At 59.7% G+C, this 22925-nt stretch carries 22 protein-coding genes; 17 read left to right on the top strand and 5 right to left on the bottom strand.

The features are described from left to right. The first annotated feature begins 56 nt into the window (after positions 1-56). The 11 genes from priA (at position 57) to H9X81_RS02545 (ending at position 12002) form a co-directional block, all read left to right on the top strand. Complete coding sequence (gene priA / locus H9X81_RS02595; protein WP_204719609.1) at positions 57-2456, top strand: replication restart helicase PriA; 2400 nt, start codon at positions 57-59, stop codon at positions 2454-2456. Between the two features lie 124 nt (positions 2457-2580). Beyond that, the gene (gene def, locus H9X81_RS02590) at positions 2581-3042 is read left to right on the top strand and encodes a peptide deformylase (RefSeq protein WP_191393072.1); all 462 of its coding nucleotides are present in this window, start codon (positions 2581-2583) and stop codon (positions 3040-3042) included. Between the two features lie 2 nt (positions 3043-3044). Next, positions 3045-3968 (top strand): methionyl-tRNA formyltransferase, encoded by a 924-nt coding sequence (gene fmt, locus H9X81_RS02585; protein ID WP_191393073.1) that lies wholly within the window; start codon positions 3045-3047, stop codon positions 3966-3968. A gap of 106 nt (positions 3969-4074) precedes the next feature. Continuing rightward, the gene (locus H9X81_RS02580; RefSeq protein WP_177502442.1) at positions 4075-4767 is read left to right on the top strand and encodes a zinc metallopeptidase; all 693 of its coding nucleotides are present in this window, start codon (positions 4075-4077) and stop codon (positions 4765-4767) included. An 88-nt stretch (positions 4768-4855) separates the two neighbouring features. Further along, positions 4856-6142 carry a 16S rRNA (cytosine(967)-C(5))-methyltransferase RsmB gene (gene rsmB, locus H9X81_RS02575; RefSeq protein WP_345941518.1) on the top strand — a complete coding sequence of 429 codons (1287 nt, stop codon included), beginning with the start codon at positions 4856-4858 and terminating at the stop codon, positions 6140-6142. Further along, complete coding sequence (rlmN, locus tag H9X81_RS02570; protein WP_345941517.1) at positions 6139-7197, top strand: 23S rRNA (adenine(2503)-C(2))-methyltransferase RlmN; 1059 nt, start codon at positions 6139-6141, stop codon at positions 7195-7197. The genes rsmB and rlmN overlap by 4 nt, the downstream gene beginning before the upstream one ends. Beyond that, positions 7194-7946, top strand: a complete 753-nt coding sequence (locus H9X81_RS02565) for a Stp1/IreP family PP2C-type Ser/Thr phosphatase (RefSeq protein WP_204719606.1) — start codon at positions 7194-7196, stop codon at positions 7944-7946. The genes rlmN and H9X81_RS02565 overlap by 4 nt, the downstream gene beginning before the upstream one ends. Then, complete coding sequence (gene pknB / locus H9X81_RS02560; RefSeq protein ID WP_177504069.1) at positions 7939-10032, top strand: Stk1 family PASTA domain-containing Ser/Thr kinase; 2094 nt, start codon at positions 7939-7941, stop codon at positions 10030-10032. Before H9X81_RS02565 ends, pknB begins: the two co-directional genes overlap by 8 nt. 11 nt (positions 10033-10043) lie before the next feature. Beyond that, a complete protein-coding gene (gene rsgA, locus H9X81_RS02555) occupies positions 10044-10976 on the top strand; it encodes a ribosome small subunit-dependent GTPase A (protein WP_243423949.1) in 933 nt (310 codons plus the stop codon). A 17-nt stretch (positions 10977-10993) separates the two neighbouring features. After that, positions 10994-11620 (top strand): thiamine diphosphokinase, encoded by a 627-nt coding sequence (locus tag H9X81_RS02550; protein WP_204719604.1) that lies wholly within the window; start codon positions 10994-10996, stop codon positions 11618-11620. A gap of 4 nt (positions 11621-11624) precedes the next feature. Next, the gene (locus tag H9X81_RS02545; RefSeq protein ID WP_204719602.1) at positions 11625-12002 is read left to right on the top strand and encodes a hypothetical protein; all 378 of its coding nucleotides are present in this window, start codon (positions 11625-11627) and stop codon (positions 12000-12002) included. 61 nt (positions 12003-12063) lie between these two features. On the opposite strand, the gene H9X81_RS02540 is transcribed toward H9X81_RS02545, so the two are convergent. The 3 genes from H9X81_RS02540 to H9X81_RS02530 all read right to left on the bottom strand — a co-directional run bounded on the left by H9X81_RS02540 (position 12064) and on the right by H9X81_RS02530 (position 15911). Beyond that, positions 12064-12609 carry an AhpC/TSA family protein gene (locus tag H9X81_RS02540; protein WP_204719600.1) on the bottom strand — a complete coding sequence of 182 codons (546 nt, stop codon included), beginning with the start codon at positions 12607-12609 and terminating at the stop codon, positions 12064-12066. Between the two features lie 112 nt (positions 12610-12721). Next, positions 12722-13579, bottom strand: coding sequence for a putative manganese transporter (locus H9X81_RS02535; RefSeq protein WP_177504061.1), 858 nt, complete (start codon positions 13577-13579; stop codon positions 12722-12724). A gap of 112 nt (positions 13580-13691) precedes the next feature. After that, the gene (locus H9X81_RS02530; RefSeq protein ID WP_204719598.1) at positions 13692-15911 is read right to left on the bottom strand and encodes a transglycosylase domain-containing protein; all 2220 of its coding nucleotides are present in this window, start codon (positions 15909-15911) and stop codon (positions 13692-13694) included. Positions 15912-16289: 378 nt separating this feature from the next. Between H9X81_RS02530 and H9X81_RS02525 the strand changes: the two genes are divergently transcribed. After that, positions 16290-16637, top strand: coding sequence for a hypothetical protein (locus H9X81_RS02525; protein WP_204719596.1), 348 nt, complete (start codon positions 16290-16292; stop codon positions 16635-16637). A gap of 93 nt (positions 16638-16730) precedes the next feature. Then, positions 16731-17099, top strand: coding sequence for a VOC family protein (locus H9X81_RS02520; RefSeq protein WP_177504165.1), 369 nt, complete (start codon positions 16731-16733; stop codon positions 17097-17099). A 75-nt stretch (positions 17100-17174) separates the two neighbouring features. Here H9X81_RS02520 and H9X81_RS02515 read toward each other — a convergent pair whose 3' ends face one another. Further along, positions 17175-18260 carry an AI-2E family transporter gene (locus H9X81_RS02515; protein WP_204719594.1) on the bottom strand — a complete coding sequence of 362 codons (1086 nt, stop codon included), beginning with the start codon at positions 18258-18260 and terminating at the stop codon, positions 17175-17177. A gap of 208 nt (positions 18261-18468) precedes the next feature. Between H9X81_RS02515 and H9X81_RS02510 the strand changes: the two genes are divergently transcribed. The 4 genes from H9X81_RS02510 to H9X81_RS02495 are packed head-to-tail and all read left to right on the top strand — an operon-like array spanning position 18469 to position 22264. Then, on the top strand, positions 18469-18906 hold the full coding sequence (locus H9X81_RS02510; protein ID WP_177504317.1) for an ACT domain-containing protein: 438 nt from the start codon (positions 18469-18471) through the stop codon (positions 18904-18906). Between the two features lie 18 nt (positions 18907-18924). Continuing rightward, a complete protein-coding gene (locus H9X81_RS02505) occupies positions 18925-20133 on the top strand; it encodes a homoserine dehydrogenase (RefSeq protein WP_204719592.1) in 1209 nt (402 codons plus the stop codon). 15 nt (positions 20134-20148) lie between these two features. Further along, complete coding sequence (gene thrB / locus H9X81_RS02500; protein ID WP_204719590.1) at positions 20149-21054, top strand: homoserine kinase; 906 nt, start codon at positions 20149-20151, stop codon at positions 21052-21054. 1 nt (position 21055) lies between these two features. Next, a complete protein-coding gene (locus tag H9X81_RS02495) occupies positions 21056-22264 on the top strand; it encodes an aspartate kinase (RefSeq protein ID WP_177503082.1) in 1209 nt (402 codons plus the stop codon). 225 nt (positions 22265-22489) lie between these two features. Here H9X81_RS02495 and H9X81_RS02490 read toward each other — a convergent pair whose 3' ends face one another. Then, positions 22490-22786, bottom strand: a complete 297-nt coding sequence (locus tag H9X81_RS02490; RefSeq protein ID WP_204719588.1) for a hypothetical protein — start codon at positions 22784-22786, stop codon at positions 22490-22492. Positions 22787-22925: the final 139 nt, after the last annotated feature.

Genomic DNA, 22925 nt, shown 5'->3' with positions numbered 1-22925 from the left:
GCCGGGATTCTCAGCCGGTATTTCTTGTGTCAGGGAGCAGGAAAGGAGTATGAGCGATGGCACAGATTGCCGCTGTGGCTGTGGATAAGGCCACCCCGCAGTTTGACCGGGAATACAGCTATCTGGTGCCGGACGGCCTGCCGGTCCAGGTGGGCTGCCGGGTGACTGTCCCCTTTGGCCGGGGCAACCGCCGCCGGCTGGGACTGGTGCTGTCCCTGAGCCAATCGGAGGACACTGCCCGACTCAAGAAGATCGCCTCCTTGGTGGACCGTCAGCCGCTCATCGGGGAGGAACAGCTCGGCCTGATGCGCTGGCTGCGGGAACACACCTTCTGCAGCTGGTTTGACGCGGTGCGGGTGCTGATCCCGGCGGGACTGGGTATGGATCTGGAGGATCAGTTCCTGGCGGAGCCGGGAGCGGAGCTTCCCGCCGATGCCCCCAAGGGAGCGGAAAAGCTGCTGGAGGCCATCCGGGCCGGACAGGGCAAGACCCCGGAGCAGCTGGCGGAGGAGACCGGTGAGAAGGACCTGCACCGGCTGCTGCGATACCTGATGGAGTGCGGAGCGGTGCGCAGTGAGATCAACGACCGCCGCCGGGTACTGGATGAGCGGGTGACCATGGTGCGCCCGGCACCGGACTTTGAGCCGCGGAAACCCCTGACCAAAAAGCAGGAACTGGTGCTGGCAGTGCTGGAGGAATTCGGCAGTGTTTCGGTGAAGGAGCTGTGCTATTACAGCGGCGTCACCCGGATCGTGGTGGAAAACCTGCGGAAAGCCGGGGCGGTGGAGCTCTATGAGCAGATCGTCTACCGGGACCCCTATGCCGGACGGGACGAAGAATCCCAGGCGGAACCCATTCTGCTCACTGATGCCCAGCAGGCCGCCTATGATACCATCCTGGCAGGGGACCCGGGCAAGCCGGTGCTGCTCTATGGCGTCACCGGCAGCGGTAAGACCCAGGTGTTCCTGCGGCTCATCGACCAGACCCTTGCCGAAGGGCGGCGGGCCATTGTCATGGTGCCGGAAATCAGCCTGACCCCCCAGGTTATCGAGCGGTTCCGCTCCCGGTACGGCAGCCGCACGGCGGTGCTGCACAGCTCCCTCACCATGGCGCAGCGCACCGATGAGTGGCGGCGCATCCGGGACGGCGGGGCGGATATTATCATCGGCACCCGCAGCGCTGTGTTTGCCCCGGTGGAAAACCTCGGCCTCATCGTCATTGACGAGGAACAGGAGCGCACCTATCAGTCCGAGTCCTCCCCGCGGTTCCGCACGGCGGAGGTGGCACGGGTGCGCTGCCGGTACCATGGGGCACGGCTGCTGCTCTGCTCGGCTACGCCGTCGGTGGAGAGCTATCATGCCGCCCGCACCGGGCGCTATACCCTGGCCCGGCTCACCGAACGGTATTCGGGCCAGCTCCCCGATGTCACCATCGTGGACACCACCCGCACCGAACGGGTGGGGGAGATCTTCTCGGAACCTCTCTGCGCCGAGCTGCTCAAGAACCTCGAGATGGGCCAGCAGTCCATTCTGCTGCTCAACCGCCGGGGCTATCATACGGTGATGAAATGCTCCTCCTGCGGCGAAGCGGTCACCTGCCCCAACTGCTCGGTGGCGATGACCTACCACCGTCAGAACGGACGCCTCATGTGCCATTACTGCGGCCACACCCAGGAGGTCCCGGCGGTCTGTCCCCACTGCGGCAGTTCGCTGGTACGGTTCAGCGGTATCGGCACCCAGAAGGCCGAGGAGGAGCTCCAGCGGCTCTTTCCCCAGGCCCGCATCCTGCGCATGGATGTGGATACCACCATGTCCCGGTTCGCCTATGAGGAGAAGTTCGGCGACTTTGCCGCCGGGAAGTACGACGTCATGGTGGGCACCCAGATGGTCTCCAAGGGGCTCAACTTCCCCCAGGTGACGCTGGTAGGAGTGCTGGGCACCGATATGTCCCTCTATTCGGACGACTTCCGCAGCTTTGAGCGCACCTTTTCGCTGCTCACCCAGGTGGTGGGCCGCAGCGGACGCTTTGACCTCCCGGGCCGGGCCTTCATTGAAACCGCCCAGCCTCACAATCCGGTCTTTGCGCTGGCATCGGCCCAGGACTATGAGGCCTTCTACCGGGAGGAGATCCTCTTCCGGAAGGTGAACCTCTATCCGCCCTTCTGCAGCCTGCTCACGGTGCAGTTTACCTCGGTGTCCGAGGCGGACTCCCACGCCGGAGCCAGACTCTTTGCCCGGCTGTTCACCCGGCTGGCTCAGGCGGAATATGCCGACCTGCCCATCCGGATGCTGGGCCCTGCCGGGGATACCCTCTACCGGGTGGCAGGCAAGTACCGCTGCCATCTGATCCTCAAATGCCGCAATGACCGCCGGATGCGGGAGCTGACCCGCCGGGTGCTGGAACAGTTCTATGCCCAGGCGCCGGCAGGGGTGCAGGCCATCCCCGATCTGGACTGACTGCCCCAAATGTTTGACAACAGCCCCCTTTTTCTTCCGGGAAAACTGTGGTAAAATAAAATATATATGACCTGTCTGACCGACAGCAGCAATACAAACTGACCGATAAGAAGGGATTAACGATATGGCAATTCGAGAAATTCGCAAGTATGACGATCCGGCGCTGTATAAAGTCTGCCGCCCGGTGGAAAAATTTGATGAGCGGCTGGGCGAACTGCTGGACGACATGGCGGAGACCATGTATCAGGCCAATGGTGTGGGACTGGCTGCGCCCCAGGTGGGTATTCTGCGCCGGGTGGTCGTTATTGATGTGGGCGACGGCATCATCGAGCTGGTGAACCCCCGCATCCTGCGCACCGCCGGCAGTGAGACCACCAGCGAGGGCTGTCTTTCCTTCCCCGGGGAGTATGGCCTGGTGGAGCGTCCCACCGAGGTGGAGATCGAGGCAGAGGACCGGCATGGCAAGACCTTCCGCATGACCGGACATGACCTGCTGGCCCGTGCCTTCTGCCATGAAACCGACCATCTGGACGGCAAGGTATTCAAGACCATCGCCATCGAGATGCTGGACGAAGAGGATCTGTGAGCATGAAGATCGTATTTATGGGAACCCCGGATTTTGCAGTGCCGTCGCTGCAGGGGCTCATCGACGACGGTCATGAGATCCTGGCGGTCTACACCCAGCCCGATAAGCCGGTGGGCCGCAAGCAGGTACTGACCCCGCCGCCGGTCAAGGCACTGGCGCTGGAACACGGCCTGCCGGTCTACCAGCCCACCAAGATGCGGGACGGCACCGTAGCGGCCCAGCTGCGGGAACTGGCTCCCGATCTCATTGCGGTGGTGGCCTATGGGCGCATCCTCCCCAAGGAGATCCTGGAGATTCCGCCCTATGGCTGCATCAATGTACATGGTTCGCTGCTGCCCAAGTACCGGGGCGCCGGCCCGATCCAGTGGTCGGTGATCAACGGCGAAGCGGAAACCGGCATCACCACCATGTATATGGGCGAGGGGCTGGATACCGGCGATATTCTGCTGGTGCAGCGCACTCCCATCGGCCCGGAGGAAACCGCCGGGGAACTCTTTGACCGGCTGGCTCCCATGGGTGCGGACTGTCTGAAAAAGACCGTCCGGGCGCTGGAGGAAAAGCGCATTACCCCGGTGAAGCAGGACGAACAGAAGGCCACCTATGCCCCCATGCTGGACAAGACCATGGCAGAGCTGGACTTCACCCGTCCGGCAGCCGAACTGCACAACCTGATCCGGGGACTCAACCCCTGGCCCGTGGCCTATACCCACTATGGCGACAAGAAGCTCAAGGTCTTTGCCGCCCGGGTGGAACAGGGCAGCGGGGAACCCGGCACCGTGCTGGACGCCGACCGGTTTGTCATTGCCTGCGGCGAAGGAGCCCTGCGTTTTACCGAAGTACAGCTCGAGGGCAGCCGCCGTATGAGTGCCGAGGAATTTCTCCGGGGCAAGAAAATTTTTGTTGGCAGATCGTTAACAGCCAATTAATATCCGCACGGTATGATGATTCCATTCCCCTGGAACTGGAAATTCCCCGCCCTCTGCGGGACCAGCCATGCGGGAGGAACTATTTTACTGGGAGGAAATCTTCTATATGTTCTGGTACATTGACCCCTATTATTTTATGCTGATTGTTCCGGCTATGCTCATTGCGCTTCTGGCACAGGCCCGGGTCAGCAGCACTTTTAACCGGTACAGCCGGGTATACAGCCACCGCGGCATCACCGCCGCCCAGGTGGCACGCAATATCCTCGATGAAAACGGCCTGTATGATGTACAGGTCCAGCGGGTAGCGGGCAGCCTCACCGACCATTACGATCCCCGTTCCAATGTGGTACGGCTTTCGGATTCGGTGTATACTTCCACTTCCATTGCTGCCATCGGTGTTGCCGCCCATGAGGTGGGCCATGCCATCCAGCATGCAACGGATTATGCCCCGCTTACCCTCCGCAATGCCATTATTCCCGTCACCAATCTCGGCTCCCGGCTGTCCATTCCGCTGATCATTGCGGGTCTGCTCTTCTCGGCACAGCCGCTGGTACAGATCGGAATTCTGGCCTTTTCGCTGATGGTGGTGTTCCAGCTGGTAACACTGCCTGTGGAATTCAATGCAAGCAACCGCGCCATCCGAACTCTGGCTGCGGACGGTTATCTGGATCGGGACGAACTCGCCGGTGCCAAAAGCGTACTGGGAGCTGCTGCCATGACCTATGTGGCTGCCCTGATCACAGCTGTGGCTCAGCTGCTCCGTCTGATCCTGCTGTTCGGCCGGCGGGACAGGGACTGACATGAACGCAAATCAATCAAAGCAACAATCGAATACCCAGGCGAAAGCGACCCGGGGTGCGCGGAAGGAAAAACCATCTGCGCGCCTTGTGGTCGCTTACGCTCTTTTACAGATGATGCGCCAGTCTGCCTACTCCAATCTGGTGGCAGAATCCCGGTTCGATACCCTGGATTCCCCCAGGGACCGGGCCTTTGCCTCCACGCTGTTCTATGGCGTACTGGAACGGCAGATCACCCTGCGGCGCATTGTGGCCTCCTATTGCCGCAAACCCGTGGACAAGCTCGACCCCGAGGTATTGTGTGCCCTTGAGATGGGGCTCTATCAGCTGCTCTTTCTGGACAGTGTGCCCGAACGGGCCGCTGTGAATGAGAGCGTCCTGCTCACCCGCAAGCTGGGCAAGCAGAGCGCCAGCGGCTTTGTCAACGGCGTACTGCGGGCCTTTATCCGGGACGGCAAACCCCTCTGCCCGGGCGCGGAGAAACTCTCGCCCCTGGAGCGGCTCTCGGCGGAGGCTTCGGCTCCCGAGGAGCTCTGCCGGCTGCTCATGGAGCAGTACGGCGAGAAGACAGCCCGGCAGTTCCTGCTGGATTCGCTGGAACCGGCGCCGGTCTTTGTCCGGGCCAATACCACACGCGTCACCCCGGAAAAGCTCCGGTCAGAACTGGAACAGGCCGGCACCGGCGTGGAGGAAACGGTCCTCCCGGCCTGCCTGCGGCTGGAAAAGCCCGGCGATGTCACCGCCTATGCCGCATTCGGCGAGGGACGGTTCCATGTGCAGGATCTTTCCAGCCAGCTCTGCTGCCAGGCACTGGATGTCCGTCCGGGCATGCGGGTGCTGGACGCCTGTTCGGCCCCCGGCGGCAAGACCTTCACCCTGGCGGAACAGATGGAAAACCAGGGCGAAGTGGTGGCCTGCGACCTCTATCCTGTCCGGGTGGGTCTGATCCAGTCGGGTGCGGAACGGCTGGGGCTCTCTATTGTCCATCCCCGGGTGATGGACGCCTCAGCGCCTGATGAGGGCATCGGCACCTTTGACCGGGTGCTGTGTGATGTGCCCTGTTCCGGACTGGGCATTATCCGCCGCAAACCGGAGCTCAAGTACAAGCCGGTGGCGGAGTTTGAAGGGCTGCCCGGAGTGCAGTATGGCATTCTCACCGCCTGTGCCCGGCTGGTAAAGCCCGGAGGTGTGCTGGTCTATTCCACCTGCACCCTCAACCGGAAGGAAAACGAAGAGGTAATCCGGCGCTTCCTGGGGGAGCATCCGGAGTTCGAACCCTATGCAGTGACGAAAGACGGAGGATTTTTCCGCACTCTGCTGCCTGAGACAGACGGCAGTGACGGATTCTTCTTCTCCGCAGTAAGGAGGATCTCGTGAGCGAGGAGCTGCGCATCGACATCAAATCCATGACTTTGCCGGAACTGACTGCCCTGATGAAGGATTGGGGAGAACCGGGGTTCCGGGCCGGGCAGCTCTTTTCCTGGCTGCATGAAAAACGGGTGCGGGACTGGTCGGAGATGACCAACCTCTCGGCAGCCCTGCGTCAGAAGCTGGCGGAGCGCTGCACCCTGACCCAGCTGACCGTACTGCACCGGCTGGTATCGTCCATTGACGGCACCCAGAAGTACCTCTACCGGCTGGCGGACGGCAACTGCATCGAAACGGTGCTGATGAAATATAGGCATGGCAACAGTCTGTGCATCTCCACCCAGGTGGGCTGCCGCATGGGCTGCAACTTCTGTGCCTCCACCCTGGGCGGCCTGGTACGGCATCTCACGCCTTCGGAAATGCTCGAGCAGGTCTATGAAACCGTGCGTCAGAGCGGCGAGCGGGTGGACAGTCTGGTACTTATGGGCATCGGCGAACCCCTGGACAACTATGACAATGTCATCCGGTTCCTGCGGCTGCTCACCGATCCCAAGGGATACAATCTGGGACAGCGGCACATCTCCCTGTCCACCTGCGGACTGGTGGACCGCATCTACGATCTTGCCAAGGAGGATCTGGGCATTACCCTGTCCATTTCCCTGCATGCGCCGGACAACGAAACCCGCAACAAGACCATGCCGGTGAACCGCCGCTGGCCGGTGGAACAGCTCATGCAGGCCTGCCGGGATTACTTCAAAACCACCGGACGGCGTATCTCCTTTGAGTATGCGCTCATCAAGGGGGTCAACGACAGCCCGGCAGATGCCCAGAAGCTGGCAAAGCTGCTGGACGGCATGATCTGCCATGTGAACCTGATCCCGGTGAACCCGGTCAAGGAACGGGGGTATGACCGCACAGCCCAGCAGGATATCCGCCGGTTTGTGGATACGCTGGGACGGCTGGGAGTCAATGCCACAGTGCGCCGGGAGCTGGGAAGCGACATCAATGCCGCCTGCGGACAGCTGCGGCGGCAGTATGAACAGGGAGAGGAGGCAAAGGCGTGAGGGGATTCGGAAAAACAGACCGGGGACTCTGCCGGGAGATCAATCAGGACAGCTTCAGCTTCTGCCAGATCTCGGATACGCTCTGTTATGCAGTGCTCTGTGACGGAATGGGCGGCGAAAATGGAGGCAATGTAGCCAGTGAACTGACTGTTCGGGACATTGGCCGGGAGCTTTCCGCCGCTCTGGGTTCCGATGCAGAGCAGAAGGATCTGCGCACCATTATGGAACAGGCCATCTCCCATGCCAATCTGGTGGTGAACCGGGCTGCCCGGGATACCGAAGCGCTCCGGGGAATGGGGACTACGGTGGTGCTGGCAGTGGCAGAGGGCAATACTGTGACCATTGCCCATGCCGGAGACAGCCGGGCCTATCTGATCCATGGGGAGGAGCTCTCCCAGCTCACCCATGACCACACTGTTGTGCAGATGCTCATGGAACGGGGCGAGATCACCGAAGAGGAGGCGCTCAGCCATCCCCAGCGGCACTATATCACCCGTGCTGTGGGAGTGGACTGCGAGATCCGGGTGGAATTTTCCCAGGCAGAACTGGGCGAAGGGGACGCAGTGCTGCTGTGCAGCGATGGCCTTTACAACTATGCCGACCCGACCGATTTCCCCCGGCTGGTGCGGGAAGCACTGGAATCGGGGGACGCTTCCGGGTTCATAGACGCTGCCAATGCCGGCGGCGGAGGCGACAATATCACCGCCGTGATCCTGTCCGGCGATGCAAAGGAGAAGATCGATGGATAAGTATATCGGCAAGCGTCTGGATGGACGGTACCTGGTGGATGAACTGGTGGGCATCGGCGGCATGGCAAATGTCTACAAGGCCACCGATGTATCCAATGGACGCATTGTGGCGGTGAAGATTCTCCGGGACGAATATGTGCAGAATGGAGAACTGCTCCGCCGCTTCAAGAATGAATCCAAGGCAGTGGCACTGCTCTCCCATCCCAATATTGTCCGGGTGTATGATGTCAACTTCTCTGACCGGGTGAATTACATCGTGATGGAGTATATCGACGGCATCACCCTCAAAGAATATATCGAACACAAGGGTGTGCTGGACTGGAAGGAAGCTGTTTACTTCACCATCCAGATCCTGCGGGCTCTGCAGCATGCCCATGACAACGGCATTGTCCACCGGGACATCAAGCCCCAGAACATCATGCTGCTCAAGGACGGCTCCATCAAGGTGACCGACTTCGGCATTGCACGGTTTGCCCGCAGCGGCATGCACACCATGACCGATAAGGCCATCGGCTCGGTGCACTACATAAGCCCCGAGCAGGCCAAGGGCGATGTCACCGACAACCGGGCGGATCTCTATTCGGTGGGCGTCATGCTCTATGAGATGCTCACAGGCCGGCTTCCCTTTGAAGCGGAATCGGCAGTGGCAGTGGCGATCAAGCACATTGAAGAGGTTCCCAAACCGCCCCGGGAATGGAACCCGGATATTCCGGCGGGCCTGGAATCCATTGTGATGCGGGCCATGCAGAAGGACGCCGCAGACCGGTATGCCTCGGCAGCGGAAATGCTCCGGGACATCGACTCCTTCAAGAAGGACCCGTCCATATCGTTTGAATACAAGTACCGCACTCCTTCGGAATCCGCCCATGAGGCACGGATTGAAAAGGAGGTCAGCGGAGTTCAGCAGGCCAGCCATGAGGAAGGCCGCCATTCGGCCCGGCAGGCCAAAGCAGGAGGGATCGCAGCCGTGTTTTCCAACCGGAAAAAGGATAAAAAATCGGAGCGGAACGGATCTTCCCGTTCCCGGAACAGTTCTTCCCAGCGCCGCAGAGTGGCACGGGAAAATGAGGAACTGACCGAAGAAGCCCGCAAGAATACCACTTCCAAACGGGGCGAGCGCCGGGGTCTGCTCACCACACTGGTGGGTGTAACCTGTGCCTTTGTCATCGGTTCGATGATCTTTGTGGGCACCATGCTGCTGCTCAATAACCCCTTCGAACGGGTGGAGGACATCAAGGTGCCGAACCTGCTGGGTCTGGACTATGAATCCATCAAGGACAGCGCGGAGTATGCGGACTTCAATATCGTCGTCAAGGAGAGCGGCTATAATGCCGAATATCCGGTGGGACAGATCTATGACCAGTCCCCGTCCGAAGGGCGTACCGTCAAGAGCGGCGCGACCATTGAGGTCAAGGTGAGCCAGGGCACCGAACTGGGCACCATTCCGGTGGTGATGGGCAAGGACCCGGATACCGTGGAAAGTGCTCTCCGGGCAGAGGGCTTTACCCAGATCACCCGGTCGGAGGTCTACAACAATGTGGTGCCGTCCGGTCTGGTGTGCGGCATCAATCCCGGCGAGGGCAGTGAGGTAGCCACCTCCACCCCCATCAGCCTGCAGATCAGCCAGGGCCCCGAAACCAAGACAGCTGAAGTCCCGGATCTGGGCGGCCTGTCGCTGGAGAAGGCCAGAACCAAGCTGGAAGAGGCCGGCCTCAAGGTGGGTGAGATCACCTATCGCTCCAGTGAGAGCAGTACCGATACCGTCATCGGACAGGACCCTGTCTTTGGCTCCCAGGTCAGCGAGGGCAGCTATGTCAACCTGACCCTCAGCTCGGGTGACCGGGATATCGGCAGCGTTCAGCTCTATATCACCCTGCCGGAGAACGGCTCTGCCACTATGACCGCCACCGCGGTCCAGGATGGCAATGTGGTGATGGAGCGTCAGGTGCAGCCCAACCTCACCAATGTGTGGAAGCCCACCCTGACCGGCTATGGCACCGCTGAGGTGGAGATCCTGCTGGATGGCGAGCACTACCGCACCTATGAGGTGGACTTCGATGAAGGCACCTCCACCCAGATCGACTGAGGCGGCAGAGTATGACAGAAATGACAGAGAAAACAGAAACAGCCACAGTCCAGGGAAGGATCATCCGGGCCCTGGGCGGGTTCTACTATATCGATACACCGGAGGGTCTGGTGGAGTGCCGGGCCCGGGGTGTGTTCCGCAAGGAGGGCGTCACTCCCTATGTGGGGGATCTGGCCCGGGCGGAACTCACCGGGGAAGGCAAGGGCTATCTGATTGAACTCCTGCCCCGGAAGAACTTCCTGATCCGCCCGCCGGTGGCAAATATCGACCTGCTGGTACTGGTGGTATCCACTGTCAGCCCGGCGCCCAACCGCTTTGTGCTGGATAAGATGCTGGCCGTGGCGGAACACAAGGGCATTGAGCCCATGCTGGCAGTGACCAAGAGCGACCTGCGCCGGGACCCGGAACTTCTTGCGGACTACCGCAAGGCAGGATACCGCTGCCTGGAACTCTCCTCGGCTACCGGGGAGGGCGTGGCAGAACTGCGGGAACAGCTCACCGGAGGCCGTCTGGTGGTGTTCAGCGGCAATACCGGCGCCGGCAAGAGTTCCCTGCTCAACGCGCTGGAACCCGGCCTGAGCCTTGCCACCGGCGAGGTCAGTGAAAAGCTGGGCCGGGGCCGGCACACCACCCGCCATGTGGAGCTCTATCCGGTGGGCGGCGGTTTCCTGGCGGATACACCGGGCTTTTCCTCGGTGGAACTGGAGAAATTCGCTGTGATCCGCAAGGAGGAGCTTGCCGGATGCTTCCGGGAATTCCAGCCCTATGTGGATCAGTGCCGGTTCGGGGACTGTTCCCATACCGGAGAGAAGGGCTGCGCCGTGGTGGAAGCGGTGCAGCGGGGCGAGATTGCCTGCAGCAGGTTTGAAAGCTACTGCACCCTCTATGAGGACGCAAAAAAACTCAACGACTGGGAACTGCCCGGTTATCGTCAGAAAGGGTGAGGAAGATGCCGCGCTGTGTGATTTTTACCGCAGGGGATCAGCATGGAATCGAAAAACATGAGATCGGCCTGCGCCATGATGACTTTGTGATCTGCTGTGATGCCGGTTACCGGCTGGCTCAGTGTCTGGGGGTGCGTCCCGACCTGCTGCTGGGGGATTTTGACTCCTATACCGGCGCGCTGCCCGAGGATATTCCGGTGCAGCGGTACATCCGTGACAAGGACGACACCGACACTGTGATTGCCGTCCGGTATGCGCTGGAACACGGCTATGACAGTATCCTGCTGGTGGCAGCCACCGGCGGGCGGCTGGATCATCTGCTGGGCAACCTGCAGATCCTGGCCTTTATTTCCGAGAAAGCTCCGGGAACAGCGGCAGAGATCCTCGGTTCCCATGAGCGGGTCTGGCTGCTGGATGGCGGGAGCCTGTCCATTCAGGGCAAGCCGGAGAGCACCTTCTCAGTGCTGTGCCACAGTGACCGGGCCGAGGGTGTGACCATCCGGGGCGCCCGGTTCGGGCTGGAAAATGCGGTGATGACCAACCGTTTCCCGCTGGGCATCAGCAACCGCATCGGAGAGGAACGCATCGCCACCATCTCGGTGGAGAAGGGCATTCTCTTTGTGATCTATCCCAAGGAGGTCTGAGCCCATGAAGCGTATGCTCTGCCTTCTTCTGGGGCTTTGCCTGCTGCTGGGCGGCTGTGCTGCCGGCAATGAGGAGAGTTCTTCTTCGGAGCCGGAGAGCCAGGTGTCCGCGGCGGAACCGGCAGCTGAGGGCATCACCGAGGAAGAAGCGGTGGAACGGGTGCGGGAACTGCTCATCTCGAACAGCCAGAAGCTCTGCACCACCGATGAAAACATCGCCATGCTCCAGAACAGCCAGTTTACCTGCGAAGGGACCGTCACAGTGGAGGACACCGAGTGCTGGCTGGTGAAAAAGGGAACCGGCAGCTATGCGGTTTCCAAGGACGGGGAACATCTCTATGAGTGGCAGGAGGTCACCGGGAGCTATGCCCCGATCCAGTGAATTGCAAAAAAGGGAGAGAAACCAGATGGTTTCTCTCCCTTTTTTGTTGTGTGTAAGACAGTCAGCGCAGGCCGGCTTCTCTGACCGCGTCTGCCAGCGAGGGCAGACCGGCAGGGGCATCTGCACGGAAGGCATAGCGGACCTCTCCGTCCGGGGCGATGACAAACAGCCCGGGGTACTGCAGGGGATTGCCCGAGTCCTCTCCATGCACCAGACCGGCTTCCTTGGCCTTGGCAACCGTTTCAGCGACAATGGGATTGCGTCCCAACTCTTCCCGGTCGGCGGCGCTGCCCAGGCCCAGAACCTTGTAGAGTTCGCCCTCCACATCGCAGATCACCGGAACGCCGTCAAAGCGGTCCTGGAGCGAGTGGATGTAGGCGGGATAGGACTGTACGCCCACTACCAGATCAAAGCCGGGGTTTTCCAGAGAGCGGTACTCCCGGATCAGATTGCCCAGCTCATACTGGGAGAGGGTGCAGCCGAAGAACCGGTGTAGTGCCAGAACCAGCGGACGGCTGCCCAGCAGGTCATAGAGATTCGATACATTGTCCCGGCCCACAATCTGGATCGGGAGATTCGGCAGTTTATTCATAATGGGTTCCTCCATTCAAAAAGACTGGGTCAGCAGGGTTTTCCGGGCGGTGCGGCACCGCCGTTTGAGTTGTCCCAAGTATAGGCTTTTTGAAGGGGAAAGTCGGTGACTGAGTCACGGAGGGGGGTCAGATCCCCAGGGTGCCCAGCAGCAGGCCGGAGGCCGCACCGATGCCCCAGAGCAGCAGGAGTACCAGCAGGGTCTGGCGCAGGCTGCGGCTGGTGCGCAGCAGGGTGACCAGTCCCACACCGGTGGCGCTGCACAGCCCTGCCAGGGCAGAGCTGAAGCGCAGGGTCCCCGAGAGATAGAGTTCGGTGAGCAGCACGCTGGAGAAGCAGCCGGGGATCAGTCCCACCAGCGAGGCAATCACCGGCTGGAAGGGGCCGGTCTGCTGCAGGAAGCCGGCAAACTGTTCTTCTCCCACCAGAGCGATGAGGATTCCGATGCCGGCACTGAACAGGAAGATATAGACGAAGATCTGCAGCGTATGGGTGAGGGCTGCCATCCAGATGCCCTGTTCCTCCTCATGTTCCTCGTGGCAGTCCACGGCGGCGGCCTTGCCGGTGAATCCGCCCCGGAGCGGGGCAGGCAGCAGCCGGGTCACCACCAGATCCAGCAGGAGCCCCACTGCCAGCGCAATGCACAGCTTGATAAGGATCAGCATTGCCAGCTCAGGCCAGCGCTCCGGCACAGCCAGCAGCATGGGAATGGCCTCATCGCTGGTGGCAATAAAGACAGCCATCAGGGTTCCCAGCGTGATGACCCCGCTGCCGTAAAGGCTGGCTGCCATGGCAGAGAATCCGCACTGGGGAATGGTGCCCAGCAATGCGCCCACAGCCGCGCCCCAGCGGCTGCCCTCCGCCAGCAGGGCTTCGATCCGGCTGCCCCGGGTGCGTTCGATCCATTCGATGAGCAGATAGGCCAGGTAGAGGAAGGGCAGCATTTTGACGCTGTCCAGCCCGGCATCCAGCAGTATATCCAGCATAGTATCACTTCTCCTGTTGTTTATTCGTGCCATTCCGGCAAAAAGAACACCCCGCGTCAGACAGGGTGTTCTTTCAAGGGTTCATGTTCAGTTTGGGGGAAGTCAGACGGGATTATTCTTCGTCCTCATCGTCGCGGCTGCTGCGGCGATCGTCCTCCTCATCTTCGTCCCTCTTCTCGTCTTCGTCCTGATCCTGATCCTCCTCATCCTCGTCCTTCTTGTTGACATCGTGGTCGCCGTCGCAGACAGGCGGGATATTGGAGGGTTTGTACCAGCCGGTGGCGGTGGTTTCACAGTCGTCGCCAGCCAGGTCACCAGTGATGGTGCAGTACTCCAGAACCTCTACATCCGGGTCATCCTGGAACTGGACCACTGCCAGGTTCTGATGGATCGGGCCCATGATGTTCTTGTAGATGATCGGCGGGGCGTAGGAGTAATAGCGGATCTGTTCGGGAATATCGTAGCCCAGCCAGCAGACGCCTACATAATAGGGGGTTACACCGATGAACCACTGGTTGTTATCGTTATCCGAAGTACCGGTCTTACCGGCTACCGGCATGGCGCTGAACTTCGCAGTGGTACCGGTACCATAGGTGCCGGTGGTAACGCCCTGGAGCAGGTGGTTGAGCACAGTGGCGCTCTCACTGGAGATTACCCGGTTGGAAATGGGGGTGTGTTCCAGGATCACAGTGCCGTCAGCTGTCTCCACACGGGTGTAGGAATAGGGCTCGGTATAGATACCGCCGTTGCCGAAGATCTGATAGGCTCCGGCCATTGCCAGCGGGGTGACGCCATCGGTCATTTCACCCAGTGCCATGGGAGCCAGGTTGATGTCCGAAAGAACCCGGCCGTTTTCCGTACGGCTCTCCACCAGGGTGGAGATGCCCAGCTTGTTCTTCAGGAAGTTGAAGCTCACCTGCGGGGTGATGATCTGCTGCAGCTTGACCGGAATGGTGTTGGTCGAGCGCTGGATCGCGATATTGACGGTGATATTGCCCAGGTAGGAACCATAGAAGTTCACCGGCCAGGTACGCTGTACACCGTTTTCTGTGATGGTAATGGGGGAATCCTCTACCAGCGAGGAGAAATGAATGATGTCATTTTCCACAGCCAGCGAATAGGATGCGATAGGCTTGATGGTAGAACCGGGGTGACGCACCGCGTCACGGGCACGGTTGAAGGTACGGGCACCGGTCTTGGTGCGGTCGGAACCGGCAATGGCCTTGATCTGACCATCCAGTCCCAGCACCACAAAGGCGCCTTCGGGATATTCCTCATTGATGACCGCCGGGAAGATGGTGGAATTGGTATCCACATTGAAGGCCTTTTCCAGATAGTCCTGCATCTCCACATCACAGGTGGTGTAAACACGCAGACCGCTGTTGTAGAGCAGGTCATAGGCTTCCTCTTCGGTATAGCCCTTCTCAGCCCCCAGATCTTCCAGCACATCGCTGATTACCTGTTCGGTGAACCAGCTCCAGTCGGTATAGGTGTTGACCTGACCGCCGGTATTCTCCGCGATCACCAGCTGGTAATTGGAGGCCTCTTCATATTCCTCATCGCTGAGGTATCCCTGTTCATGCATCAGATACAGACAGGTCTGGGTACGCTCTACCAGATTGTCGTAGTTGGTGAAGGGATTGTATTTGGTGGGGTTCTGGGTGATGGAAACAATCGAGGCACATTCTGCCACGTTGAGTTCGCTGACGTTCTTCCCATAATAGAGGTTGGCGGCAGCCTGTACACCGGCAGTATTATTACCAAGGCCGATGGTGTTGAGGTAAACCTCCATAATCTGTTCCTTGGAATAATGCTTTTCCAGCTTCATGGCACGAAGGATTTCCTTGACCTTTCGGATAATGGAGAAATCATCATCGTGTGTGACATTCTTGACCACCTGCTGGGTAATGGTAGAACCGCCGGGGGTACCCTCATAGATGGGGATCACCAGGTTGACAGCCGAGGCAATGGTGCGTTTCCAGTCCACGCCCTGATGTTCCCGGAAGCGCTTGTCCTCCAGGGCAATGGCGGCGTTGACCATATCTTCGGAAATGTCATCATAATCCACCCAGATCCGGTTTACATCGCCATGCAGACGTTCCATTTCAATGTCGTTGCCATTGGCGTCCTTACCATAGAGAATGGTGGTATAGCTCATCTGGGCCGCGTCGAGATCCACCACCGGTTCATCGGCGATATACTTGAATATGTACACAGTCAGCGCACAGCCGATGACACAGGCAGCAATAATTCCCAGACACAGAGCAATTCCCAGATTGTACCATACTTTCGGGAGCCGCTCCAGCCGGTTTGGTCTTGCGGATTTTGCCATGTTCAGAATCTACTCCTTTACAGGGATACCAGACAGGGCCTGCCCGGATATGAAAATACCAGGGATTTCCTGCCTGTACAGACCCGGGCACAACACTTCGGAAAAAGGCCGGAAAACAGCCGGTTCTGCCGGGTCGATCCAATCAACAGCAGACCGCTTTACGGCTCAGGATACCGGGGGTTCCGACTGAAATCCGGCAAAGGGTCATGCTGAAGCTATTATAGCACATAATTACATCAAAATGCTACAAAACTTTGAATATTCCCGGTTTCCGGCTGTATAATCGCCGAAACCAGGCACAAAATACAGAAAAAGGCAGACAGAGCCTGTCCGGTATGGACAGGGGAGAGATCCGCCGGAAAGGGAGGCAAGAGATCCATGGAAACACGCAAGCTCATTCTTTGCTGTGCAGCATCGGCAGCGGTATCGGCTCTGATCGCGGTGACAGCCACTGCCGCAGCCATCCGGGAAGAGGTGCAGCCGCCGCAGCTGCCGGAACAGTCCCAGCCCCCGGCTGTGCAGCCGGAATCCCAGGACCATGAATATATCCTGGGGGAATGGGAAGGACGGCTGGCAGTATACCGGACCGGGGAATCGGAACCGGATTCGGTGCTGGATGTCTATCTTGGTCTGCTGCCGCCGGCAGATGCCCAGGCACTCCGGGAGGGAATCCCGGTGGAAGACCAGACTGAACTGGACCGCCGGCTGGAAGATTTTATGAGCTGAGAGGGAATGTCACCGGACTGTAACCGCTTTTTCATCAAAAAAGGCTGAAATATTTTATACAATATGCTATGATATGCGCAAAGGAGAGAGAATATGGATTTCAAATTCGCGCATAACAGTATCACGGTGCTGGATCTGGAGAGGAGCATCGCATTTTACCGGGAGGCGTTGGGGCTGCGGGAAGTATCCCGCCGGAAATCCCAGGACGGACAGGCTACGCTGGTGAGCCTGAGCGACGGACAGAGTGATGTAAAGCTCGAGCTGGTTGCCCATGAGGACCGGCTGAACCCTTACGACCTCGGCGAAAACGAAACACACATTGCCTTTACCACCGAACATTTTGAAGAGGCCCGGGAACTGCATCAGCAGATGGACTGCATCTGCTATGAGAACCCCAAGAAGAACCTCTACTTCATCAATGATCCGGACGGCTACTGGCTGGAGATCCTGCCCTGCTGCTGAGTTCTGGCATAAAAAGACCAAAGGCGTCTGCCCTGTGTGGGGCGGGCGCTTTTTTGCTGCCCTGAAAAAGGAAAGTCAGCTGTCTGTGCCCTCCTTCTGGAACCAGGGCAGCTTCCCCTGGCAGCCCAGATCCCACAGGAACAGCACCGCTGCCGGGAGCAGCATAGCCCCCAGTGCCCCGCCCAGCCGCAGCCCGGCAAAGAGCGCCGCGGTGAGTACCAGCGGAGGCAGTCCGGCGCCGGCGCCCAGCAGCCGGGGTTCCAGGATGGCCCGGAGCAGTTCGGCAGAGCCGAAGAGCAGCCAGAGCCCCACCCCCAGGGCAGCACGGCCCCGGCAGAGCTCCCAGAGCCCCCAGGGCAGCAGGATCATACCGCTGCCGATGAGCGGAAGCAGGTCCAGCAGGGTGATGGCAAAGGCCGCTGCCAGCGGGTGTGCCACCCCCAGCAGCCACAGCCCGGCGGACAGCACTGCCAGCAATACCAGCGAGAGGATCGCCCAGGCCCGGAGCATCCGCAGCAGCACCCGGCTGCCGAAATAGCGCAGTTCCCCCAGAAGGGCAGTCAGCCCGGGCGGCACTTTGTCCCGGAGGAGCGCACAGAGCCGGGGATAGTCAGCAGCTACGCAGAAGCTGAGGATCACCGTGAATACACTGCCCAGCAATAGAGCGGGAAGCCTGGAGAGCCAGCGGGCGGTCAGGCTGGCAGCCCGGCTGGAAAGCCCCGAGAGCAGGCCGGGCAGGGAGCGCTCCAGCGCGGCGGCAGCCCAGTCCACCAGCGGCGCTGTGACCGGGGCATACCGGGCGGAAAACTCCTCCAGCCGGGGCAGGAGCAGTTCCAGAGCCGGAAGCAGGGAGGAATTCCACAGCTGGGGCAGCTGCCGGAGGAGCTGTGCGCCCTGTCCGGCGGCCCAGGAGCCAGCGGCGGTCAGGGTGAGCCCCAGCAGCAGATAGAACAGCGCCATGGTTCCCACTGCAGCCAGCCGCCGGGGACAGCCGGTGTGCCGGGAGAGGGCTTCAGCCATCGGGGCCATCAGGGCAGCGAGGAGCAGCCCCAGGGTGAGCGGCGCAAAGAGCCCGGTCATCAGCCAGACCAGTCCGGCAGCCACCAGCACGCCGGGCAGGATGCGCCGGAGCTGTCCCGGGGCATGGGTCGTCTGTTCCATCCGCATTCCTCCCTCCTGATAATCTGCTTTCAGTATACGGCAGTCCCCGCCGGGTTATGAGCCTTTCCCCGGGTTTCCGGTTTCAGGGGCTGTTTTTCAGCTGATGACAGTTTTTTGTGCTTTTTCAAAGTTTTGTCTTGCATTCTCTCATTTGTTATGGTATATTTGTGTTCATACGAAGCACAACAGTTTTTTGGAGGTGGACGCAATGGCGGAACAGAACAAGTTCCTGTTGGTAGATCTTTCGGTACTGCCGGAGGTTTTCACAAAGGTCGTGGAGGCCAAGCGCTATATGGCGCAGGGCAAGGCGAAAAGCTATTCCGACGCGGCTAAAATGGCTGGAATTTCCCGCAGCGCCTTTTATAAGTATAAGGATAAGGTATATCCCTACGAGAGCAATTCCCTCACCCGGGTGCTCACCCTTACGGTGACACTGGTGGATGAGCCGGGTATTCTCTCCTCGCTCATCACCGGATTGTATCAGATCGGGGCAAACATCATCACCATCAACCAGAATATCCCTGTGGACGGCGTGGCACCGGTATCGGTATCGCTGCGCATCGACCGGGAACGGGGCGATGAAGATGTGGTCAGCCATGTGCGCCAGATCGCCGGCGTTGTGTCGGTGCGCACTGTCAACGCATAGGGAAGGGGAGTTTTTACCATGAAAATTGCTATCGCAGGTTATGGCGTCGTAGGACGCGGCACCCATGAGCTTCTGCTGATGAACCGGGACAAAATCGCTGCCCGGGCCGGCGAGGAGATCGAAGTGAAGTATGTGCTGGACCCCAAGCCCCTGGAGGGCACTCCGGCAGAGCAGCTCAGGGCATCGGGCATCGAGGAGATCCTGGCTGATCCCGAAGTGAAGCTGCTGGTGGAGGCCATCGGCGGCGTGGGCCCGGCTTATGAATATGTGAAGGCCGCACTGGAATCGGGCCGCAGTGTTGTGACCCCCAACAAGCAGCTGGTGGCAGAAAAGGGCGCCGAGCTCCTTGCCATCGCCAGGGAGAAGAATGCGGGCTTCCTGTTCGAAGCCAGTGTAGCGGGCGGTACTCCGGTGCTGCACCCCATCAGCCAGTGTCTCTGGGCCAATGACCTGGACCTGGCAGCGGGCATTCTCAACGGCACCACCAACTATATCCTCACCAAGATGGTGCAGGAGGGCGCCGGTTTTGAGGAGACTCTCCGGGAGGCCCAGCGTCTGGGCTATGCTGAGGCCGATCCCACCGCCGACATCGAGGGCACCGATGCCTGCCGCAAGGCGTGCATCCTGGCAGATCTGCTCTTTGGCAAGCATACCGATCCGAACAAGGTCTTTACCCAGGGCATTACCAGGATCACAGCCGCCGATGTGGAGGCAGCCGGTCTGGTGGGCTGCAATATCAAGCTCATCGGTCAGGCCCGGCGCATGGCAGACGGCAAGATCCTGTGCATGGTGACTCCGGCTCTGCTCCGGAAGGAACACTGCATGGCAGAGGTCAACGATGTATTCAACGCCGTGATGGTACACGGCAACGGCGTCGGCGATGTGATGTTCTACGGACGGGGCGCCGGTGATCTGCCCACCGCATCGGCTGTGCTCTCGGATGTGATCGAGATCGTCCGGGGCGGCTGCCGGAATGCGGGCATCATTGGTTGGACTGACGAGGGCGACGCCCATCTGGCGGACCGCCGGGACTATGACATTCACGCTCTGGTGCGCATCAAGGGCATGGACTTTGCGGCGGTGGAGAAGCTGTTCAAGGACTGCGAGCCCATTTGGGAGAAAGACGGTGAAACAGCTGCCCTGGTGTACAATGTGAACGAAGGCGAGCTGGAAAAGATCCTGAGCGGACTGGATGCTGCCCCGTATATCCGTATGTTTGACTGCTGACAGGAGGCAAACGGCATGATTTGTGTGAAGGTGCCGGCAACAACGGCAAATTTCGGCGCTGGCTTTGACAGCCTCGGGGCGGCACTGGACTATTATAACTGCATCTGGATGGAGGAGTGGGACGGCTGCTGGATCGAGATCCTGGACGATACCGATGTCCCCACCGATGAAACCAACCTGATCTACCAGACGGCGAAGGCACTGTATGAGCGCTGCGGGCGTCCGTTCCGGGGACTGCATATCCGTCAGGAGAACCGCATTCCCACAGCCCGGGGGCTGGGCAGTTCCTCGGCCTGCATAGCCGGAGGACTGCTGGGCGCCAATGAACTGCTGGGCCGTCCCTGTGAACTGGCTCAGCTGGTGGATCTGGCGGCGGCAATGGAAGGCCATCCGGACAACTCCACCCCGGCGCTGCTGGGCGGCTTCGTGGCGGCAGCCATGGAGGGAGAGCATGTATTCTGGGCCCAGTGCCCCCTCCCCGAGGAACTGGGATTTGTGGCGGTGATCCCCGATTTTGAACTGAAAACCGCCGATGCCCGCCGGGCTCTGCCCGATCAGTATGTCCGGGCGGACGGGGTCTACAACCTGTCCCGGAGCGCCCTGATGGCGATCTCCATGGCCCAGGGCAAGCTGGAAAACCTGCGCATTGCCGCAGAGGACCGGCTGCACCAGCCCTACCGGCTGAAGCTGATCCCCGGTGCGGAGCAGGTTTTTGATTTCTTTGACAAACAGCAGGCGTATGCTGCCTATATCAGCGGCGCCGGTTCCACCCTGATGGGTCTGGTCCCGGCTGACCGTATGAAGGACATCTGTCAGGCTGCCCGGGCATTTCTGGATGCCCAGGGACTGTGCGGCTGGCAGGTGCTGGGACTCCGGGCCGGTGAAGGCGCCCGGATCGTGACCGCAGAGGAGGGAAGATAACATGGCACTTATTGTACAGAAATTCGGAGGAAGCTCGGTGGCAGATGCCCAGCGGGTCTCCCATGTGGCGGGGATCATCGCCAATACCTACCGCCAGGGCAATCAGGTGGTCGTAGTTGTATCCGCACAGGGCAAGACCACGGACCATCTCATCGCCCAGGCCCAGGAAGTCAATCCCAACCCGTCCAAGCGGGAGCTGGATGCCCTGATGGCAACCGGTGAGCTGGCTTCCATGGCTCTGATGGCTCTGGCGCTGGAGCGTCTGGGCATGCCGGCAATTTCCCTGTCCGGCTGGCAGGCGGGCATCCATACCGACAGCACCCATGGAGCTGCCCGGGTGAGCCGCATCGACACCGAACGGCTCCGCAATGAGCTGGATAAGGGCAATATCGTCATTGTGGCGGGATTCCAGGGCGTCAACAAGTATGAGGACATCACCACCCTGGGCCGGGGCGGTTCGGATACCAGTGCTGTGGCACTGGCAGCGGCCCTCAATGCGGATCTCTGTCAGATCTACACCGATGTGGACGGCGTCTATACTGCCGATCCCCGGATCGTGCCCAATGCCATCAAGATCGATGAGATCACCTACGATGAAATGCTGGAGCTGGCTTCGCTGGGCGCCAATGTGCTGCACAACCGCTCGGTGGAGATGGCAAAGAAATACAATGTGAATCTGGAAGTTCTCTCGAGCATGACCGGTGCCGAGGGTACGATTGTCAAGGAGGTTACCGACGTGGAAAAACTGCTGATCAAGGGTGTTACCAAGGATGTGAATATCGCACGGATCTCGGCGATGGGCGTTTCCGACCAGCCGGGTATCGCGTTCCGTCTGTTCTCGCTGCTGGCAAAGCACAAGGTCAGCGTGGACATCATTCTTCAGTCAGTGGGCCGGGACGGTACCCAGGACATCAGCTTCACCGTGGCTGCCAAGGACGCCGATGAGGTAGTCCGCCTGCTGGAGGAGCGCAAGGATACCCTGGGCCTCAAGAGTGTGATCTGCGATCCCAATGTGGCAAAGGTATCCATTGTGGGCGCCGGTATGGAAACCCATGCCGGTGTAGCTTCCAAGATGTTCGAGGCACTGGGCGAGGCCAACATCAACATCCAGATGATCGCCACCAGTGAGATCAAGATCTCGGTGCTCATTGCCGAGGAGGAAGCCAACAAGGCTGTGGCTGCCATCCACCGTGCTTTCTATGGTGAATAAGCCTCCGTATCGTATATTTGTAATATAAATATACGGTTTGGAATATACTGAAGGGCATCTTTGCCCTGTCCCGGGTCGGTCTCTGCAACTGCCGGCCTGGCAATAATCTTTTACCTCTCTCATAGCAAAAACCGTCGGAGCACGCTCCGGCGGTTTTTCTTTTGCCTGTGAACTTTGACGGGAGATAGGTATATTTTGACCCCTCCCCGGACAGAACAGATGCCGTCAGTCGGAGAGACCGGAGCCGGTTTGTTTTCGCCTGATGATGTATGCGGTGAAACCGGCAATAGCCGAGAGCATGGCGGTGATTCCGAACTGGATCAGCATGTCCAGCAGCAGGAAGCCCCGCCATTCGCTGTTGCGGAATACCTCCGCCATGGAAACAGGGCCGAGGGCGACCGTGTAAACGATCAAAGCCAGCGCCGCCGAAATCACCGGGGCGGCCCACAGAAGTTTCCGTTTTACAAGGAATATCGCTGCCACTGTCAGAACGGGGATTCCCCCGAAGATCAAAAGCTCCATACAGACACCTGCCGTTTCCCGTTTGGAATTTGTGTGACCTCTTACATCTATATCATCGCATACTTTGACCTGCCTGTCCCATGTGCGGGCCTTTTCTGTGCTCCCGCAGCGAGAAAACAGGAGCAGACTGGATAGAATT

The sequence above is a fragment of the Hydrogenoanaerobacterium saccharovorans genome (genome assembly GCF_016901815.1).
GTDB classification, from domain to species: domain Bacteria; phylum Bacillota; class Clostridia; order Oscillospirales; family Ruminococcaceae; genus Avimicrobium; species Avimicrobium caecorum.
Note: the sequence above shows the minus strand (reverse complement) of the source record. Positions and strands in the feature narration are given on the sequence as shown.

Excerpts from the sequence above, each read along its gene's own strand:
- H9X81_RS02535 (WP_177504061.1), bottom strand. The coding sequence starts at position 13,579 with ATGCTGGATATACTGCTGGATGCCGGGCTGGACAGCGTCAAAATGCTG.
- fmt (WP_191393073.1), top strand. The coding sequence starts at position 3,045 with ATGAAGATCGTATTTATGGGAACCCCGGATTTTGCAGTGCCGTCGCTG.
- H9X81_RS02530 (WP_204719598.1), bottom strand. The coding sequence starts at position 15,911 with ATGGCAAAATCCGCAAGACCAAACCGGCTGGAGCGGCTCCCGAAAGTA.
- pknB (WP_177504069.1), top strand. The coding sequence starts at position 7,939 with ATGGATAAGTATATCGGCAAGCGTCTGGATGGACGGTACCTGGTGGAT.
- H9X81_RS02505 (WP_204719592.1), top strand. The coding sequence starts at position 18,925 with ATGAAAATTGCTATCGCAGGTTATGGCGTCGTAGGACGCGGCACCCAT.
- H9X81_RS02520 (WP_177504165.1), top strand. The coding sequence starts at position 16,731 with ATGGATTTCAAATTCGCGCATAACAGTATCACGGTGCTGGATCTGGAG.
- H9X81_RS02545 (WP_204719602.1), top strand. The coding sequence starts at position 11,625 with ATGAAGCGTATGCTCTGCCTTCTTCTGGGGCTTTGCCTGCTGCTGGGC.
- H9X81_RS02525 (WP_204719596.1), top strand. The coding sequence starts at position 16,290 with ATGGAAACACGCAAGCTCATTCTTTGCTGTGCAGCATCGGCAGCGGTA.
- H9X81_RS02510 (WP_177504317.1), top strand. The coding sequence starts at position 18,469 with ATGGCGGAACAGAACAAGTTCCTGTTGGTAGATCTTTCGGTACTGCCG.
- H9X81_RS02540 (WP_204719600.1), bottom strand. The coding sequence starts at position 12,609 with ATGGAGGAACCCATTATGAATAAACTGCCGAATCTCCCGATCCAGATT.
- rsgA (WP_243423949.1), top strand. The coding sequence starts at position 10,044 with ATGACAGAAATGACAGAGAAAACAGAAACAGCCACAGTCCAGGGAAGG.
- H9X81_RS02495 (WP_177503082.1), top strand. The coding sequence starts at position 21,056 with ATGGCACTTATTGTACAGAAATTCGGAGGAAGCTCGGTGGCAGATGCC.
- thrB (WP_204719590.1), top strand. The coding sequence starts at position 20,149 with ATGATTTGTGTGAAGGTGCCGGCAACAACGGCAAATTTCGGCGCTGGC.
- H9X81_RS02580 (WP_177502442.1), top strand. The coding sequence starts at position 4,075 with ATGTTCTGGTACATTGACCCCTATTATTTTATGCTGATTGTTCCGGCT.
- H9X81_RS02515 (WP_204719594.1), bottom strand. The coding sequence starts at position 18,260 with ATGGAACAGACGACCCATGCCCCGGGACAGCTCCGGCGCATCCTGCCC.
- def (WP_191393072.1), top strand. The coding sequence starts at position 2,581 with ATGGCAATTCGAGAAATTCGCAAGTATGACGATCCGGCGCTGTATAAA.
- H9X81_RS02490 (WP_204719588.1), bottom strand. The coding sequence starts at position 22,786 with ATGGAGCTTTTGATCTTCGGGGGAATCCCCGTTCTGACAGTGGCAGCG.
- priA (WP_204719609.1), top strand. The coding sequence starts at position 57 with ATGGCACAGATTGCCGCTGTGGCTGTGGATAAGGCCACCCCGCAGTTT.